This window comes from Micromonospora sp. CNZ297, assembly GCF_007827625.1.
Genome location: NZ_VISU01000005.1, coordinates 244708 through 261974, shown reverse-complemented (window position 1 = coordinate 261974; position 17267 = coordinate 244708). Strand labels below are relative to the sequence as shown.

General features: G+C 72.5%; 19 protein-coding genes. 4 read left to right on the top strand and 15 right to left on the bottom strand.

The annotated features are described in order from the left end of the window. Window positions 1-38: 38 nt before the first annotated feature. The 5 genes from FB454_RS12325 to FB454_RS12305 form a co-directional block, all read right to left on the bottom strand. On the bottom strand, window positions 39-749 hold the full coding sequence (locus FB454_RS12325) for a demethylmenaquinone methyltransferase (protein WP_013283598.1): 711 nt from the start codon (window positions 747-749) through the stop codon (window positions 39-41). A 99-nt stretch (window positions 750-848) separates the two neighbouring features. Continuing rightward, on the bottom strand, window positions 849-2108 hold the full coding sequence (locus FB454_RS12320; protein ID WP_013283597.1) for a COG1361 family protein: 1260 nt from the start codon (window positions 2106-2108) through the stop codon (window positions 849-851). Window positions 2109-2542: 434 nt separating this feature from the next. After that, window positions 2543-3733: a cyclic dehypoxanthinyl futalosine synthase gene (gene mqnC / locus FB454_RS12315; protein WP_013283595.1), complete on the bottom strand. Its 1191-nt coding sequence runs from the start codon at window positions 3731-3733 to the stop codon at window positions 2543-2545. A gap of 73 nt (window positions 3734-3806) precedes the next feature. Continuing rightward, a complete protein-coding gene (locus FB454_RS12310) occupies window positions 3807-4217 on the bottom strand; it encodes a type II toxin-antitoxin system VapC family toxin (RefSeq protein WP_030273584.1) in 411 nt (136 codons plus the stop codon). After that, on the bottom strand, window positions 4214-4492 hold the full coding sequence (locus FB454_RS12305; RefSeq protein WP_013283593.1) for a type II toxin-antitoxin system Phd/YefM family antitoxin: 279 nt from the start codon (window positions 4490-4492) through the stop codon (window positions 4214-4216). Before FB454_RS12305 ends, FB454_RS12310 begins: the two co-directional genes overlap by 4 nt. 104 nt (window positions 4493-4596) lie before the next feature. Here FB454_RS12305 and FB454_RS12300 point away from each other — a divergent pair, with 104 nt between their 5' ends. Next, window positions 4597-5247 (top strand): hypothetical protein, encoded by a 651-nt coding sequence (locus tag FB454_RS12300; protein ID WP_232236752.1) that lies wholly within the window; start codon window positions 4597-4599, stop codon window positions 5245-5247. A gap of 12 nt (window positions 5248-5259) precedes the next feature. Here FB454_RS12300 and paaE read toward each other — a convergent pair whose 3' ends face one another. The 5 genes from paaE to paaA are packed head-to-tail and all read right to left on the bottom strand — an operon-like array spanning window position 5260 to window position 9028. After that, window positions 5260-6372: a 1,2-phenylacetyl-CoA epoxidase subunit PaaE gene (gene paaE / locus FB454_RS12295; protein ID WP_030273580.1), complete on the bottom strand. Its 1113-nt coding sequence runs from the start codon at window positions 6370-6372 to the stop codon at window positions 5260-5262. Then, window positions 6369-6845 (bottom strand): 1,2-phenylacetyl-CoA epoxidase subunit PaaD, encoded by a 477-nt coding sequence (gene paaD / locus FB454_RS12290; RefSeq protein ID WP_013283590.1) that lies wholly within the window; start codon window positions 6843-6845, stop codon window positions 6369-6371. The genes paaE and paaD overlap by 4 nt, the downstream gene beginning before the upstream one ends. Before the next feature lie 55 nt (window positions 6846-6900). Continuing rightward, a complete protein-coding gene (gene paaC, locus FB454_RS12285; protein ID WP_013283589.1) occupies window positions 6901-7623 on the bottom strand; it encodes a 1,2-phenylacetyl-CoA epoxidase subunit PaaC in 723 nt (240 codons plus the stop codon). Further along, window positions 7620-7964 (bottom strand): 1,2-phenylacetyl-CoA epoxidase subunit PaaB, encoded by a 345-nt coding sequence (gene paaB / locus FB454_RS12280; RefSeq protein ID WP_047892131.1) that lies wholly within the window; start codon window positions 7962-7964, stop codon window positions 7620-7622. Before paaB ends, paaC begins: the two co-directional genes overlap by 4 nt. Further along, window positions 7961-9028, bottom strand: a complete 1068-nt coding sequence (gene paaA / locus FB454_RS12275; RefSeq protein WP_145822961.1) for a 1,2-phenylacetyl-CoA epoxidase subunit PaaA — start codon at window positions 9026-9028, stop codon at window positions 7961-7963. The genes paaB and paaA overlap by 4 nt, the downstream gene beginning before the upstream one ends. A 359-nt stretch (window positions 9029-9387) precedes the next feature. Between paaA and FB454_RS12270 the strand changes: the two genes are divergently transcribed. Further along, the gene (locus FB454_RS12270; RefSeq protein ID WP_013473547.1) at window positions 9388-10368 is read left to right on the top strand and encodes a serine hydrolase; all 981 of its coding nucleotides are present in this window, start codon (window positions 9388-9390) and stop codon (window positions 10366-10368) included. Next, complete coding sequence (locus tag FB454_RS12265) at window positions 10368-11303, top strand: hypothetical protein (protein WP_013283585.1); 936 nt, start codon at window positions 10368-10370, stop codon at window positions 11301-11303. The genes FB454_RS12270 and FB454_RS12265 overlap by 1 nt, the downstream gene beginning before the upstream one ends. Window positions 11304-11370: 67 nt before the next feature. Here FB454_RS12265 and FB454_RS12260 read toward each other — a convergent pair whose 3' ends face one another. The 5 genes from FB454_RS12260 to FB454_RS12240 all read right to left on the bottom strand — a co-directional run bounded on the left by FB454_RS12260 (window position 11371) and on the right by FB454_RS12240 (window position 14981). After that, window positions 11371-12222: a menaquinone biosynthetic enzyme MqnA/MqnD family protein gene (locus FB454_RS12260; RefSeq protein WP_013283584.1), complete on the bottom strand. Its 852-nt coding sequence runs from the start codon at window positions 12220-12222 to the stop codon at window positions 11371-11373. A 136-nt stretch (window positions 12223-12358) separates the two neighbouring features. After that, window positions 12359-13615 carry an MFS transporter gene (locus FB454_RS12255; RefSeq protein WP_047892127.1) on the bottom strand — a complete coding sequence of 419 codons (1257 nt, stop codon included), beginning with the start codon at window positions 13613-13615 and terminating at the stop codon, window positions 12359-12361. Between the two features lie 40 nt (window positions 13616-13655). After that, a complete protein-coding gene (locus FB454_RS12250) occupies window positions 13656-14237 on the bottom strand; it encodes an ArsR/SmtB family transcription factor (protein ID WP_013283582.1) in 582 nt (193 codons plus the stop codon). A 55-nt stretch (window positions 14238-14292) separates the two neighbouring features. Next, window positions 14293-14613 carry a helix-turn-helix domain-containing protein gene (locus FB454_RS12245; protein WP_030273570.1) on the bottom strand — a complete coding sequence of 107 codons (321 nt, stop codon included), beginning with the start codon at window positions 14611-14613 and terminating at the stop codon, window positions 14293-14295. Then, window positions 14610-14981 carry a type II toxin-antitoxin system RelE/ParE family toxin gene (locus FB454_RS12240; RefSeq protein ID WP_013473543.1) on the bottom strand — a complete coding sequence of 124 codons (372 nt, stop codon included), beginning with the start codon at window positions 14979-14981 and terminating at the stop codon, window positions 14610-14612. The genes FB454_RS12245 and FB454_RS12240 overlap by 4 nt, the downstream gene beginning before the upstream one ends. A gap of 222 nt (window positions 14982-15203) precedes the next feature. On the opposite strand from FB454_RS12240, the gene FB454_RS12235 reads away from it, so the two are divergent. Then, window positions 15204-17249 (top strand): HelD family protein, encoded by a 2046-nt coding sequence (locus FB454_RS12235; RefSeq protein ID WP_013283581.1) that lies wholly within the window; start codon window positions 15204-15206, stop codon window positions 17247-17249. Window positions 17250-17267 lie beyond the last annotated feature (18 nt).

Sequence of the window (17267 nt, the reverse complement as noted above, 5' to 3'; positions counted from 1 at the left end):
GATATTCACGAAATGACCAGCGTTCGCTGGCCGGGCGGTCAGTTTCGGACTGCCCGGTGCAGCGCCACGACGCCGCCGGTCAGGTTGCGCCACGCCACCCGGCCCCAGCCGGCCGCGCCGATCCGCGCGGCCAGCGCCGCCTGGTCCGGCCAGGCCCGGATCGACTCCGCCAGGTAGACGTAGGCGTCCGGGTTGCTCGACACCGCGCGGGCCACCGCCGGCAACGAACGCATCAGGTACGACAGATAGACGGTGCGGAACGCCGGGTTCACCGGAGTGCTGAACTCGCAGACCACGAGCCGCCCGCCCGGCCGGGTCACCCGGGCCAGCTCGGCCAGCGCCGCGTCGGTGTCGTTGACGTTGCGCAGCGCGAAGGAGATGGTCACCGCGTCGAAGCTGGCGTCGGCGAACGGCAGCCGAAGCGCATCCCCGGCCAGCAGCGGCACCGACGGACGGGTGCGCTTGCCGGCGTGCAGCATGCCCAGCGACAGGTCCGCACCCACCGCGTACGCCCCGGAGTGGGCCAGTTCCTCGGTCGACACGCCGGTGCCGGCGCCCACGTCCAGCACCCGCTCGCCCGGCCGCAGCCCGAGCGCCGCCCGGGTGGCCCGCCGCCACGACCGGTCCTGGCCGAACGACAGGACGGTGTTCGTCAGGTCGTAGCGGGCCGCGACACCGTCGAACATCGCGGCGACCTCGTGCGGCTGCTTGTCCAGGCTGGCGCGCTGGCCCTGCGGGGTACGGCTCACCCCTCCACTCTGCCAGCCGCGTCGCCCCCGCCTCCCTCCGGGTACGCGACAGGGCGGGGTGGTCACCCACCCCGCCCTGGTCGCGTATCGGTTCCCCGGTCAGTCGCCGGTGCGCTCCTCGCCCGGAGCGACAAGGACCACCTTGCGGCGGCGGGACAGCATCATCAGCGCCGCGCCGGCCGCGAGCACGGCCGCGCCGACGCCGCCGATCAGGCCGACCTGCATACCGGTCACCGGCAGGCCACCGTCGCCGCTACCGCCACCCGCGCCACCACCGGCGGTCGGGGTCGGCACCGCCGTCGCGTCGCCGGTCGGCGTCGGCTGGGCGGTCGGCGTCGAGGTCGGCTGGGTGGTCGGCGTCGGGCTCGGGGTCGACTGCGGGCTCTGGTCGACGAAGACGTCGAACACCGCGCTGTTGTCACCGTCGTCGGTCTCGGCGAACGCGCGCCGCTGCGCCGAGCTGGCGACCCGCGGCTCCTCCTCGGGCGCACCGGAGGCGGCGTCCAGGCCCTCGGCCCAGAGGATGCCGGGCCGGAGCAGCTTCTCGGTCACGTCCGCGCCGACAGTCACCCGGACGTCGGCGGTGTAGTACTGGCCGGGCTTGAGCACCGCGCCCAGGTCCTCGCAGTACGCGTTGAGGAAACCACCCAGGTTCTGCTCGACGCAGCCGTCGGGCAGCTTCGCGAAAGTGACACCGGCCGGCAGCGCGATCCCGTACTTGATGCCGGTGGCGCGCTTGCTGCCGTCGTTGAACACGGCCCAGTCCAGCGGCGCGGTCCCGCCCGGCCGGACCGGGCGCAGGCCGGACTCGTCGGCGTCGTCGCCGTCCACGCGCACGTCGGCGTACACGTCCTGCACCCAGGTCGTGAGGTCGTAGCCCGGCTCGGTGACGGTGATGTCGTGGTCGATGGTGTCCAGCACTCCGGCGCCGTTCGCCGCGCTGATCGAGACCGTGAGCGTGCCGGCCGCGCCCTTGCCGCCGGTGGAGAACAGCGGGAGACCGAAGTCCTCAGTGGTGCCGGCGGGCAGGTCACCGAGCAGGCAGGAGAAGGTGGTGCCACGGATGTCGCAGCCGGCCGGGACCAGCACGCCGACCTTGGCGGTCTTGAGGCCCTTCGTCTCGACGGTGACCCGGACGTCCTTCGCGTCGACGGTCCCCAGGGTGTTGTTCACCTGGAACTTGAACGGCTTGGCCTTCGCCTCGCTGACGCCCTTGGCGAGCTGGTAGCTGAGCGGGATGAGCTGGAGGTCGGCCTTGTCGGCGGCCTGTGCCGGGCCGGCGGCGGCGCCGAGACCGGCGGTGGAGAGCAGGGCCACGACGCCGGCGCGGGCCAGCGTGGACCGGTAGCGGAAGGTCATTGTTCCCCCGGGGGTAGGGACACGTGATCACGTACCGAACGAACGGACGGTACCGGAGCGACGCCTCGTCACGCCACCGCGCGGCGGCGGGAATTCCCATCGATCCCGGCAGACAGCAGGGGCGGGATGGTCACCCATCCCGCCCCCTGCCGCGGTGCGTTATGTGAACGGCCCTCATGGGCCGATGGAGGACGACGGCCCGACGGACGCCGCCAGCGTAATGGCGTCGTCGGCTCACCGGGCCGTGCTCACCCGGGTCGCCGCCGACCTGTTACCTGCCTGCTCGCGGCCCGGATCGGTGGTGTCGCGCGGGCAGGCTAGCCGCCGGTGATCACGCAGGTGAAGACCCCTGGCCGAAGCTTCACCGGAAACGGGCGGAGCTCCGGCCGCACGACGGACACCGACCGGCCGAACGGCGGAACGGCGGAACCGGGTCAGTTGACCTCGACCAGCGGCAGCGACTTCCCGGCACCGCCGCCGGGCAGGGCGATCGACGAGAAGTGCGAGACGACGCGGTCGTCGCTCGGGTCGTCGGCGGGCGTGTGGTGCACCGCGAGCCGGTTGTAGAGCGTGTCCCGCTGGGCCGGGATCCGGTCGGCCGACCGGATCATGCCGATCAGCTCGTGCAGGTTGGACCGGTGCCGGGCGCCGGCCGAGGAGATGACGTTCTCCTCCAGCATGATCGAGCCGAGGTCGTCCACGCCCATGTGCAACGCGAGCTGCCCGACGTCCTTGCCGGTGGTCAGCCAGGACGCCTGGAGGTGCGGCACCGTCTCGAAGAACAGGCGGGCCACCGCGACCAGGCGCAGATATTCCAGCGTGGTCGCCTGGGTGCGGCCCTTCAGGTGGTTGTTCTCCGGCTGGTACGTCCACGGGATGAAGGCCCGGAAACCACCGGTACGGTCCTGCACGTCGCGGATCATCCGCAGGTGCTCGATGCGCTCGGCGTTCGTCTCGCCGGTGCCCATCATCATGGTGGCCGTCGACTCCAGGCCCTGCCGGTGCGCCAGCTCCATGACCTCCAGCCAGCGCGCGCCGGACTCCTTCAGCGGCGCGATCGCCTTACGCGGCCGGTCCGGCAGCATCTCGGCGCCGGCGCCGGCGATCGAGTCCAGGCCGGCGGTCTTGATCCGGGCGATGGCCTCGTCCAGGCTCACGCCGGAGACCTTCGCCATGTGCAGGATCTCGCTCGGGCCGATCGAGTGGATGGCGAGCTGCGGGTACGCCTTCTTGACGGAGGAGAACAGCTCCTCGTAGTACTCGACGCCGTAGTCCGGGTGGTGCCCGCCCTGGAGCATGACCTGGGTGGCGCCCAGCTCGACCGCCTCGCCGCAACGGCGCAGGATCTCCTCGGTCGGGTGGGTCCACCCCTCCTTGTGCTTGGGGGCCCGGTAGAACGCGCAGAACTTGCACGCCGTCACGCAGACGTTCGTGTAGTTGATGTTGCGGTCGATCAGGTACGTGACGATGTTGTCCGGGTAGCGGCGCCGCCGTACCGCGTCGGCCGCCTCGCCCAGCGCGTGGAAGGGCGCGTCGGTGTAGAGCAGCAGCGCCTCCTCGGGCGTGATCCGCCCGCCGTCCGCGCCGCGTTGCAGGATGTCGTCGATCTCCCGGTTCGCCGTCACATCCCCGAGCGTACGTCGCGGGCCCGACGGCGGGAAACGCCACTCCTCACCCGGTGACGAGAGACCCACCCGGTCAGGGCATGCCCGGACTGGCCACTGGCAGCCCGATCGCCTTGGCCGCCTCCAGCAGCCGCTTGTCGTACGTGACGAACGCGACGAACTCGGCCGCCGCCTGCCGGGCCAGGATCTCGGCGGTGGCGAGGTGAACGGCGTCCAGGCTGCGCAGCATCGGCTCCGGATACGCGCCCGCTGTCGCCCGGACCGTGGCGTCGATCTCGACCCGGTAGAGACGTCCCAGCACCGAGGGCACACCCACCAGCGCCTGTGGAGCGGCGCGACGCAACGCCCGTGGCACCTCCACCTCGACCAGGGCCGACGACACCAAGGCGGTGCCGGCGCGCTCGTTCAGCCAGCCGAGCAGATCCGCCGTCTCCGCCTCCCGCCGCAGCATCTTGATGACCGCCGCCGAGTCGAGGTAGATCACCAGCGCTCCTCGTCGCGCGCCTCGACCAGCGCGGCCGCCGCGTCCACCGTGGGATCCCCGAGCACCGGCGGCATCGGGACCGGGCCGGTCGTGGTCGGGGCCGTGGCCCGGCCCTCGGCCACCAACCGGCCGAGAAGCGCGTCACCGGCCAGCACCGGGACGAGGCGGGCGATCGGCTCACCCCGATCGGTCACCTCGACCGTCTCACCGGCGCGCACCCGCGCCAGCACCCGGCTGGTGTGCTGATTCAGCTCCCGGACGGCGATCTGCTCCATGAGGCAAGTGTAGGACGTAACGTTCTACACGTCACGGACGGCGGTCGACTCGAAACGCCACTGCGGGAGGCGGAGCGCTGGCGCCGCCCGCCTACGCTCTCGGCGTGTCAGTCGTATCGCCGCCGCCCGCCCCCGTACGCGTGGCCGGCGCCCGCTCCGCCCTCTGGTCCCTCACCATGACCGCCGTGCTCGTCGGCTTCGGCCTCGCCGTGATCGCGGTCAGCGCGGTGGTCGCCCACCTCACCGTGGGACTGCCGATCGCGGTGCCGATCTCCGTCGCCCTGGTCGGGTGCCTCGCCTTCGCGGTCGGCCTGCGCCTGCTGCACCGGGGCTGGTGGCTGACCCTGCTGTCGGTGCTGCCTGCGCTGTTCGTGCTGGTGGGCACCGTGCAGCTCGCCCCGGAGTCGGTGCTTCGGGAGCGTGGCGTCGCCCAGCAGGTGACCATCACCGACGTGCAGACCGTCGGCAAGCGGCACGAGTTCGTCCTCCAGGGCGACACCGGCCGGCTCGACGAGCCGCTGGTCTACCGGGGCAGTTCCCCCGGCTACCGGGTCGGCCAGCGACTGACAGTGCTCGTCGACCCGCGGGGCGAGGTGGAACTGGCCGACGCGCAGGACGTGGACCCGGCCGGTAAGCGGGGCATGCTCGTGCTCGGCGCGGCGGGATGGACCCTGCTCGCGCTGGTCGGCGGGTGGCGCGGGCACGTCAGCCGGGCCCGTGGCCGCGCCGCCACGGCACCGCCCGTGGTGTTCTGACCGGCGGCGCCGCTAGGCGTCGTAGTCGACAGTGAGTTCGTCGGTGACCGGGCTGGACTGGCAGGTCAGCACGTAACCGGCTGCCACCTCGTCGGGCTCCAGCGCGTAGTTGCGCGCCATCGTCACCTCACCGGACGTCACCTTGGCCCGGCAGGTCGAGCACACCCCGCCCTTGCAGGCGTACGGCAACTCGCCGCGCACCCGCAGGGCCGCGTCGAGCACCCGCTCGTCCCGGCCCATAGTGAAACTGGACGAGCGCCCGTCCAGCAGGATCGTCACCTCGGTGCCGGCCCCGGGCCGGTCGGTCTCGCGCCGCACCGGCTCGGGCGGGGCGTCGACGTGGAACAGCTCGGTGTGCACCGCCGCGTCCGGCACGCCGCGACCCGCGAGCACCGCCTTGGCGTCCACCACCATGCCGTACGGGCCGCAGAGGAACCACTCCTCGATCTCGTCACCGGGTACGACGGTGTCGAGCAGCCGGGTCAGCCGGTCGGCGTCGATCCGCCCGGACAGCAGCGCCGACTCGCCCATCTCCCGGGACAGCACGTGCACCAGGTGCAGCCGGGTCGGGTAGCGGTCCTTCAGGTCGGCCAGTTCCTCGGCGAACATCACCGAGTTCGCCGTGCGGTTGCCGTACACGAGCGTGAACGTGCTGCGCGGCTCGGTCGCCAGCGCGGTCGCGGCCAGCCCGAGGACCGGGGTGATGCCGGAACCGGCGACCACCGCGCCGTACCGGCGGGCCCGGTCCGGGGTGAACGCGGAGGTGAAGTGGCCCAGCGGCGGCAGCACCTCGACGGTGTCGCCGCCGCGCAGCGCGCCGCAGGCGTACGCGGAGAACGCCCCACCCGGAACCTCACGCACCCCGACCCGCAACCGGCCGTGCCGAGCCAGCTCGTCGGGGGTGGAGCAGATCGAGTACGACCGCCGCACCTCCTCGCCGTCGCCGTCGGCCGGGCGGCGGACGGTGAGGTGCTGCCCGGCGGAGAACGCGAAGGTCTCGCGCAGCTCCTCCGGTACCGCGAACGTGATCGACACCGAGTCGTCGGTGAGCCGGTCCACGGCGGCGACGGGCAGCGGATGGAAGACCGGCCGGCGGCGCACCGGCCGGGTGATGGTGACAGTCACAGCGCCTTCAGGTGGTCGAAGGGTTCGGAACAGGAGCGGCAGCGCCACAGCGCCTTGCACGCGGTGGAGCCGAAGCGGCTGATCTGGGTGGTCTCCGGCGACCCGCAGCGCGGACAGCGTACGGCGAGGGTCAGCGGCACCACCGTGTCGTCGCCGCGCGGCGCGGGCGGGGCGATGCCGGCGGCGGCGAGCTTGGCCCGGCCGGCCTCGGAGATCCAGTCGGTGCTCCACGCCGGGTGGTAGACGGTGCGGACCTCGGCGTCCGGATGCCCGGCGGCGGCCAGCGCCCGGCGGATGTCCTCCCGGATCACGTCCATGGCCGGGCAGCCGGTGTAGGTGGGGGTGATGGTGACGACGACCCGGCCGGTGTCCGGTTCCTCGTCGACCGCGCGCAGGATGCCCAGCTCGTCGATGGTGATGACGCGGATCTCCGGGTCCACCACCGCCGCCGCGGCCGCCCTGGCGTCGGTCACCAGCGCCACCCTCCGTTCGCGACTGCGGGGCTCCGCTCCGCTGCACTCCTCGCGCTCACCAGCTCGCTCCGGGGTGGGCGCGGTGCAGCACCTGCATCTCGGCGAGCAGGTAGGAGAGGTGCTCGGTGTGCAGGCCGTCCCGGCCGCCACCGGGCGCCCAGCCCGTCTCCGGCCGGATCAGCGTGGCCTCGTCCAGCACGGCGGACACGGTGGCGTCGAAGTCGGCCCGAAGGGTGGACGGGTCGACCGGCGCCGCCGGGTCCGGGGCGAACAGCTCGTGGACGTACGGCCACACCTGGTCGACCGCGTCCTGCATGCGCCGGTGCGACTCCTCGGTGCCGTCGCCGAGCCGCTTCACCCACAGCGAGGCGTGGTCCAGGTGGTACGCCGACTCCTTGCGCGCCTTCGCCCCGACCGCGGCCAGCCGCTCGTCAGCGCAGCCGGCCAGCGCCGTGTAGAGCGGCGACTGGTACGCGGCCAGGAAGAACAGCTTCGCCATGGTCACACCGAAGTCGCCGTTCGGCAGCTCGACCAGCAGGCAGTTGCGGAACTCGCGGTCGTCGCGCAGGTAGGCCAGGTCGTCCTCGTCGCGGCCCGCGCCCTCCAGCTCGCCCGCGTACGTGAGCAGCAGCCGCGCCGCGCCGAGCTGGTCGAGGGCGATGTTGGCGAGGGCGATGTCCTCCTCCATCTCGGGCGCGCGGGAGGTCCACTCACCGAGGCGCTGCGCGGCGATGAGCGCGTCGTCGCCGACGGCCAGCGTGAAGTCGAACAGGCTCATAGGTGCGCAGCCCCTTCGGGGACCTCGTAGAACGTCGGGTGGCGGTAGACCTTGTCGGCGGCCGGGTCGAAGAACGCGTCCTTCTCGTCCGGGCTGGACGCGGTGATCGCGCTCGCCGGCACCACCCAGATGGAGACGCCCTCCTGGCGGCGGGTGTAGAGATCCCGGGCGTTGCGCAGGGCCAGCTCAGCGTCGGGGGCGTGCAGGCTGCCGACGTGGGTGTGCGACAGGCCACGGCGGGCCCGCACGAAGACCTCCCACAGGGGAGAGGACGCGCTGTTCATGCCGTGCTGGCTGGGCATGCCCTCACGGCCCTCGCTTCGCTCGGTGCGTTCGCTCATGCCGCCACCGGTTCCTTTCGTTCCGCCCGCTTCGCGGCGTACGCCGCGGCGGCCTCCCGTACCCACGCGCCGTCGGCGTGCGCCTTGCGCCGGTGCGCCATGCGCTCCCGGTTGCACGGCCCGTTGCCCTTGATCACCCGCATCAGCTCGTCGTAGTCGGGCTGGGTGTAGTCGTACGCCTGCCGCTCGTCGTTCCAGCGCAGGTCCGGGTCGGGGAGGGTGAGGCCGAGCACCTCCGCCTGGCCGACGCACATGTCGACGAAGCGCTGGCGCAGCTCGTCGTTGGAGAAACGCTTGATCTTCCAGGCCATGGACTGGGCGCTGTGCGTCGAGTCGCCGTCCGGCGGGCCGAACATCGCAAGTGACGGGTACCACCAGCGGTCCACCGCGTCCTGGGCCATCGCCTTCTGCGCCGGGGTGCCGTGCGCCAGCGTGTGCAGGATCTCGTAGCCCTGCCGCTGGTGGAACGACTCCTCCTTGCAGACCCGGATCATCGCCCGGGCGTACGGGCCGTAGGAGCAGCGGCACAGCGGCACCTGGTTGACGATCGCCGCGCCGTCCACGAGCCAGCCGATCGCACCCACGTCGGCCCAGGTCAGGGTCGGGTAGTTGAAGATCGAGCTGTACTTCTGCCGGCCGTCGAGCAGCAGATCCACCAGCTCGTCGCGGCTGATCCCGAGCGTCTCGGCGGCCGCGTAGAGGTAGAGGCCGTGACCGGCCTCGTCCTGCACCTTGGCCAGCAGGATCGCCTTGCGCTTGAGCGAGGGCGCCCGGCTGATCCAGTTGCCCTCCGGCTGCATACCGATGATCTCGGAGTGGGCGTGCTGGGCGATCTGCCGGATCAGCGTCCTGCGGTACGCCTCGGGCATCCAGTCGCGGGGTTCGATCTTCTGGTCCGCGTTGATGACGTCGGCGAAGTACGCCTCGACGTCCTCGTCCGGGGCCGGACCACCGCGCCGGGCGCGCGCCGCCGCCTCGCGCAGCGCCGCCTCCGCCGCCTCCACCTCGCCGAGCAGGCCGCCGCCCGGAGCGTCCTCCGGCGGGGCGAAGTCGTTGCCATACATGCAGCCAGTGTTACAGCTCGCCACGAATGACACCAGAGGGTGTAACAGGTTTCGAGGGCCACCTCGCGTCACCGGACGTGCGCACGCCGCCATCGGCCCTGGTAGCTGTGATGTCGATCACCGCTGATCGCAGAAATCCCCCAAGAGCGGCAAAGCAGCTCAATATCCCGCCCACCCGGCAAAGTCACGGGTGTCGAGACCTGGCATCCGCGCTGTCCGGAAGTAGACTTCCGACCGGCAAACCGTTCGGCTTCATGATCGTCACCGTTCAGGCCACCGTCCCCCGGCCTAGTGGCGACCGGGCCGAACCCATGCGGAAGCGCCGGTCCCCCCGGCCAGACATCTGGAGCTCACCACTCATGCGACCTCGCGTGACCTTGGTGCTCGCCATCGTGGCGGTCCTCATCGGCGGCGTCATGCTGGTGCCGGCCGCGTACGCGAAGCTCTCCGGCGGAGACGGCGCGGGCGGCCTCGGCGGCGGCGAGCAGGTCCCGGCGCCGGCACCGACCGCGCCGGCGCCCCCGACGCTCGCCGACGCCCCGGTGTCGGTGAACTTCAAGGGTGAGTTCTTCTCCTGGGCCCTGATGGACCGCGAGACCGGCACTGTCACCGGCGCGAAGAACATGAACCAGACCAGCTCCACCGAGTCGATGCTCAAGGCCTGGATCATCGCGGACTACCTTCGCCAGCTCGGCGACAAGCAGCCGAGCGCCGGGCTCAAGAAGGCGGCGATCCTGGCGATCCGGGACAGCGACGACGACGGCGCGAACGCGGTGTACCGGGCGGCGGGCGGTTCCTACAAGCCCCAGCCGGGCGGCCGGCCCGACCCGGTCATCGCGCGGGCGATCCAGATCTGCGGCCTGACCGACACCAGGCCCGGTAGCGTGCCCGACTACAAGGGCTGGTGGAGCTTCACCGAGATGTCCCCCCGGGACGCGGCCCGCCTCGGCGACTGCATCGCCGACGGCCGCGCCGCCGGCCCCAAGTGGACCAAGTGGCTGCTCAGCGAGATGACCAAGGTGGCCGGCAGCGTCAGCAAGCAGGGCGCGCGGTCCGGCGGCGGCCGGTGGGGCATCATCGACGGCCTGCCGGCGACGATCAAGTCGCAGGGCCCGGTGCACATGAAGAACGGCTGGACGCAGCTCGCCTACGACGGCAACTGGCACGTCAGCTGCCTGGCGTTCACCGACAAGTGGAGTCTCTCCGTGATGATGCGGTACCCGGGCAGCTCCGGTCTGCCGTACGGTGCGAAGATGTGCGCCGCCGTCGCCACCCAGCTCGTGGCGCCGCAGCCCGGCGCCGCGCTCAAGGTGCCGCAACAGCCGGTCGGGAAGCTCTGATGGCCGGTGCCCGGCGTCGGCCCGGCAGCTACCGGCGCCCGCTCGCGTTCAGCGCCCTGGCTGCGGCCCTCGTCGGCCTGCTCGGCCTCTCCCTGCGTGTGATCCCCGGCTCCCCGCTGGAGGCCACCGCGAACTCGCATCCCGAGCCGACGAGCGAACGGTCCACGCAGCAGTCCGTCGACCGCAACGCGCCGCGTGTCGCCCCCTCACCGTCGATCGCCCCGCTGCCGTTCCAGGCAAAGAACCTGGACAGCCTCAAGATCAAGGGCTGGTACGCCTGGTCCGTGCTGGACAAGCGCACCGGGAAGATCATCGGCTCGGCGAACATGGGCGAGACGAGCACCACCGCGTCCCTGATCAAGTCCTGGGTGGTGGCCGACTACCTGCGCCTGAGCGCCGCGGAGGGCCGGACGCCGAGCGACGCGAAGCTGGCCGACGCCACGAAGATCATCCGGGACAGCGACAACACCCGGGCGCAGGAGTTCTACGAGAACGTCGGCGGCTCGGACTCGATCGAGCGGCTGATCTCGATCTGCAGGCTGACCGACAGCGAGGTCGCCTCCGACGGCGGCTGGAGCCGCACCGAGCTGTCCCCTCGGGACACCGCGCGCCTCGGTCTCTGCATCGACGACGGCCGGGCGGCCGGGCCGAAGTGGACCAAGTGGCTGCTCAACGAGATGCGCCAGGTACGCGCTCCCGGCGACTTCGGCATCCGCAAGGCGTTCCCGGCGGCCCAGCAGAAGAAGATCGCCATCAAGAACGGGTGGATCGACCGGGACAAGGAAGAGGAGTACCACGTCAACTGCCTGGCCATCGGCGACACCTGGACGATGGGCGTGATGCTGCGCACCCCGTTCGGCGTCGAAGGCGGCTGGGAGTACGGCATGGACGCCTGCGAACGGATCACCAAGGCGCTGCTGCGCCCCGCGACCTGACCCAGGCACGCCCGGCCTGACTCCGCGCGGCCAGCCCTCGCGCGGCCCGCGCGGCCAGCCCTCGCGGTCAGCCCTGGAAGAACTCCGGGCCGCCGGCCGGCAGCGCCGGCACCTCCCCGTGCGCGGCCGCCCGGCGGGCGAACTCGCGCAGCCCGGCCACCTGCCGCTCGCCCAGCGAGAAGTCGAGCGCCCGGAAGTACGTGGCGAGCGTGGCCGCGTCGAACGTCTCCCAGCGGGCCGCCGCCTCCGCCACCTGGTCCAGCTCGGCCAGGCACAGGTCGCGCGAGCGCAGGAACGCCTCGTGCACCTCCTTGACCAGGCCCGGGTGGGCGGCGGCGAACTCGCGGCGTACCGCCCAGACGGCGAACACCATCGGCAGGCCGGTCCAGTCGTGCCACGCCTGCCCCAGGTCGGTCACCTCGAGACCCTTGGCCGGCGCCTCGTAGAGCGCGCGCAGCGCCACGTCGCCGATGAGCACTCCGGCGTCGGCCTCCAGCAGCATCTGGGTCAGGTCCGGCGGACAGCGGAAGTACTCCGGGCGCACGCCGTGCCGCTCGGCGAGCAGCAGCTGGGCCAGCAGCACCCCGGTACGCGAGGTGGAGCCGAGCGCCACCCGGGCGCCGTCCAGCTCGCCCAGCGGGCGGGTGGACACCACGTTCACCGAGAGCACCGGCCCGTCGCTGCCGACCGCCAGGTCGGGCAGGAGCAGCAGGTCGTCGGCGTGCTTGAGGAACTCCACCAGCGTGATCGGGCCGATGTCCAGGTCACCGGCGACCAGGTCGGCGCTCAGCCGGTCCGGCGAGTCCTTGTGCAGGTCGACGTCGATCAGCGCGCCGGACCGCATCAGCCCCCAGTAGATGGGCAGGCAGTTGAGGAACTGGATGTGCCCCACCCGGGGGCGGGCGATGCGGTCGGCCATGACCCGACCGTATCGCCGTGGCTTCCGCCGCGCCGCCGGGGGATCCGATCGAGTGGTGAACTCCGCACCCGGCGGGAAGGAAGGGCCCCTTGTTAACGCCTCCGGTAGAGGAAGGGCCCCTTCTTAACGCCAGCGGTCAGACGGACTTCGCCGCCACGGAGACGGCGGCAGGCGTGGCCGTACGGGCGGCGGCGCGCTCGGCGCGTACCGCGCGGCGAACCGGCCCGAGCAGCGCCACCACGACCAGCAGGCCGGCCACGCCGCAGCCGGCGATCAGGACACGCGGGCCGGCCACCTCCAGCAGCAGGCCCCCGACCAGGTAGCCGCCCATCGCCGCGCCCTGCGCCGCCGCTCCGAAGACCGCGAACGCCCGGCCCCGGGACGCCTCGGGCACCCTCCGGGCCAGCAGCAACTGGTCGAAGACGTTGTTGCCGCCGTTCGCCACGCCGCCCGCCAGCCAGATGGGCACGAGCAGCCAGGCCGAGGGCACCGCGGCCGAGACGAGCACCGCCAGACAGCAGCCGCCGAGCAGCACCAGCCCGGCCCCGAGCAGCGCGCCGTCGTCGGCGAGCCGGCGGGCGACCCGGGCGAACAGCCACGCGCCGAGCACGATGCCGAGCGTCCAGGAGCCGGTGACCAGGCCGTACACGGTGGTGCTGCTGCCGAGCGTCTCCCGGATGAAGAAGACCTCGATCACGTTCACCGCGCCGACCGCGCCGATCACCGCGGCCACGCTGCCGACCATCACCGTCAGCAGCGGGTCGCGGCGCAGCCGCCACGCGGGCGCGACCGCCGCGGCGACCGCGGCCGGCGTCCGGCGCCCTCCCCTGCGGGTACGGATGAGCAGCCCGGCCGCCACCAGCGCGAGGTAGCTGAACGCGTCGACGAGCAGCGGCACCCGGGTGCCGAACTGCCCGACGAGCAGCCCGGCCAGCGCCGGACCGGCGAGCGCGCCGAGCGTCCCGGCGGTCTGGTTGAGCGCGCCCGCCCGGGGCAGGTCCTCGGGCCGGACCATCACCGGCACCAGCGCGGCGATCGCCGGCTGGGTGACCGCGAGCCCGGTCGCGAGCAGCGCCACGAGTGCGATCACCAGCACCGGATCCCGCGCGTACGCGAGGGCCAGGCAGACCGCGGCCTGCGCGAGACCGGCGGCGACGAGCAGCAGCCGGCTGTCCACCCGGTCGGCGAGCCGGCCGGTCAGCGGCGCGAGCACCACGAGCGGCAGCGTCGCGGCGAGCAGCAGCCCGGAGACGGCGAGTCCGCCGGCGCCGGCGGACTGGAGGGCGAGCGTGAGCGTGGCGGCGGCGAGGAAGTCCCCGCAACTGGAGATGCCGCGCGCGGTGGCCGCGAGCCAGACGTCCGGCCAGCGCGACTCGTCAGTTGTGAAGGACATACTTCGAAAGTAATCCTTCACAACTGACGCGCGCAACCCCTCAGTCGACGGGCATCGCCCGGTACTGCGTCGCCACCGGCCGGGCCCCGGCCGGCGGATCGGTCCGCGTCCGCCGCCGGTACGGCTCCATCAGCGCCTGGATCGCCTGGTTCAGCTCGGTCAGCTCCTCGGCGGTCATGAGCAGCATGCTGTCGCTGAACCAGGTCGCCGCGTACCACTCCGGCGACTCGTCCGGCGCGCGGCGCAACCAGTCCCGGACCCGCTGGGCGTCGCGGACCATGTGCGCCTCGACCAGGGCCGCCTCGGCGGCACGCGCCTCCGGGTCGGCGTCCGGCCCCACCTCGACGTGGTACGACGGATTCACCGCCTGCCAGAGCCGCTCCCGGGCGTCACCCCGCCCGGGTGCCTGCTGGACCAGCCCGAACTTCGCCAGCTCGCGCAGGTGATAGCTGGTGGCGCTCGGCGAGAGGCCGGCGATCTCGGCGCACTCGGTGGCCGTCGCACCGCCCTCCAGCGTGCCGAGATGTTCCATGATCGCCATGCGGGCCGGGTGAGCGAGTGCCCGCATCACCTGCGGATCACTGATCGTCACCCGGCTCCGGCCGGGAAGCGCCTCGGTCATGCCTCAATGATCCCGCGTCGGCGGACGCCGGGATCCAGCGGTGGAACCATCGGATTCAGGCGACCTTGAGCTGCTCGTCGCCGAAGTCGGCGATCAACTTGAGGGTGCCGCCGAGCGCACCGATGTAGCGCGCGAGCACCTCCTGGGTCGCGACGTTGCCCGCCTCGATCTGCGAGACCCGGGCGACCGAGACACCCATCCTCGACGCCACCTGCTCCTGCGTCATCTCCCGCCGCTTGCGCAGCTCGGCGAGCCGCCACCCACGCGCCTGATCGAGCATCTCCCCGACCTCGGCCTCGAACGCGCGCGGGCCGCCGGCAGTGTCGATCGCCCGGTCCAGGTGGGTGGTGTCACGCCAGCGCTTGACGCCGCTCATCGGTTCTCCTCCTGCCGTTCCTTCAGGTACGTGTCGTACAGCTGCTCCGCCTCCGGTATGGCTTCGCGGTACCACCGTGTCCACTGCCCGGACTTGTCGCCGGCGACCAGCAGCACCGCTGAGCGCCATGGATCGAAGACGAACAGGATCCTGATCTCGGTGCGCCCCGCCGACGGCGGTCGCAGCTCCTTGAGGTTGCTCAGACGCGAGGCGGTGATGCTGTCGACGAGAGGTCGCCCCTCGGCGGGCCCGTTGCGTTCCAGCACCAGGATGGCCTGGTTGACGAGGCGATGGGAGTCGCGGTCGAGGACGTAGAGCTGATCGAGGAACTCCTCCACCTGCCCTGTCATCAGGATCTCCCACTCCATCCCCCACCTCCGGACTTAATAATATTATTAAGGTGGAGGCCGGGTCGAGCGAAACGCCAGCCATCCCGAAAATCGTTGGCGCGACCTGCCGGTGCTCCCGTAGCGTGGAGGACCGCCCGACGGCCGCGGTGAGCATGCACCGCAGCGGACGTCCCCGCGCCGGGAGCAGGCCAACCGCCCCGGACACGCGAGCGAGCCTCAGTTGAGCCATCGGAGTTCACCGTGCCCGCAACCGACCTTGACGCCACACCGAGCCTCGACGCCGAACTGGCCGCCGAGCGTGCCCACCTCGACGCCTCCCGCGCCGCGCTGACCCGGATGCGGGAACGCGCCGAGGCGCTCTTCTCCACCGGCGACAAGGTGGCCGGAGACTCGTACACCGCCGAGCAGCTCGGCCGGCACATGGCCCGGCGGGTCAAGGAACTGGCCGACGACCCGACCACCCCGCTGTTCTTCGGCCGCCTGGACTTCGGCGGCGACGACCCGGACCACGCCGGGCGGGAGTACCACGTCGGGCGGCGGCACGTCACCGACGAGCTGGGCGAACCGCTGGTGCTGGACTGGCGGGCCCCGGTCTCCCGGTCCTTCTACCGGGCGAGCGCGCGCGACCCGCAGGGTGTCGCCGTACGCCGCCGGTTCGGGTTCAGCGCCGGGACGCTGACCAGCTTCGAGGACGAGCACCTGGACCGGGGCGAGGAACTCGGCACCGCCAGCCGCATCCTCACCGCCGAGATCGAGCGTCCCCGCGTCGGCCCGATGCGCGACATCGTCGCCACCATCCAGCCGGAGCAGGACGAGCTGGTCCGGGCCGATCTGACCGACTCGATCTGCGTGCAGGGCGCACCGGGCACCGGGAAGACGGCGGTCGGGCTGCACCGCGCCGCGTACCTGCTCTATCTGCACCGGGAACGGCTGCGCCGCTCGGGTGTGCTGATCGTCGGGCCGAACCGGGCGTTCCTGTCGTACATCGCGGCGGTGCTGCCCGCGCTCGGTGAGGTCGAGGTCGAGCAGGCCACAGTGGAGGACCTGGTCGCGCGGGTGCCGGTCCGCGCGGTCGACGACCCGGCCGCCGCCGCGCTCAAGCACGACGTCCGGATGGCCGAGGTGCTGCGCCGGGCCGTCGAGGCCCACATCGGTACGCCGACCGAGCCGATCATGGTGTCGGACGGCTCGTACCGGTGGCGGATCGGGCTGGACCCGCTGCACCGGCTGGTCACCGAGACCCGCGGGGAAGGGCTGCCCTACGCCACCGGCCGGGAGCGGGTCCGGGCGCGGGTGGTGGGGCTGCTGCAACGCCAGGCGGAGGCGCGCCGGGCGGAGTCACCGAGCGACGCCTGGCTGCGCCGGATGAGCCGGATCAAGCCGGTCACCGACCTGCTCGACGCGGTCTGGCCGGCGCTCACCCCGGACGGGCTGGTGCACCGGCTGCGTACCGACGCCGACGCGCTCGCCGCCGCCGCGGACGGCCTGCTCACGCCCGAGGAGCAGGAGCTGTTCCGCTCCGGCAAGATCAGCCGCACCGCGAAGGCGACCCGGTGGACCGCCGCCGACGCGGTGCTCATCGACGAGGTGGCCGGGCTGCTGGAACGGCCCGCCGGCTTCGGGCACGTGGTGGTCGACGAGGCGCAGGACCTCTCCCCGATGCAGTGCCGGGCCATCGCCCGGCGCAGCGAGCACGGCTCGATCACGCTGCTCGGCGACCTGGCCCAGGGCACCGCGCCGTGGGCGGCCACCGACTGGCGGGACTCCCTGGCCCACCTGGGCAAGCCGGACGCGGCAGTGGTGCCGCTGAGCGTGGGCTTCCGGGTGCCCGCCGCCGTGGTGGCGTTCGCGAACCGGCTGCTGCCGGCGCTCGCCGTCGACGTACCCCCGGCCCGGTCGCTGCGCAACGACGGCGCGCTCGATGTGCGTACCGCCGAGGACCTGACGGCCGCGACGGTGGCCGAGGTGCGGGCGGCGCTCGCGCACGACGGCTCGGTCGGTGTGATCGCGGCGGACGACGCGGTCGACCGGCTCCGCGCGGCGCTCGCCGACGCGGGCGTCGAGACCGCCACGGCCGACGACGTCGAGGCCGCGGCGCGCGTCACTGTGGTCCCGGCGACGCTGGTGAAGGGCCTGGAGTACGACCACGTGGTGGTCGTCGAGCCGGCCGCGATCGTGGCCGCCGAGCCGCGTGGGCTGCACCGCCTCTACGTGGTGCTGACCCGGGCGGTCTCCCGCCTGGCCGTGCTGCACCGCGAGCCGCTGCCCGCGCCGCTGACCGCCTGACGAGGAGGCCCGGCCGCG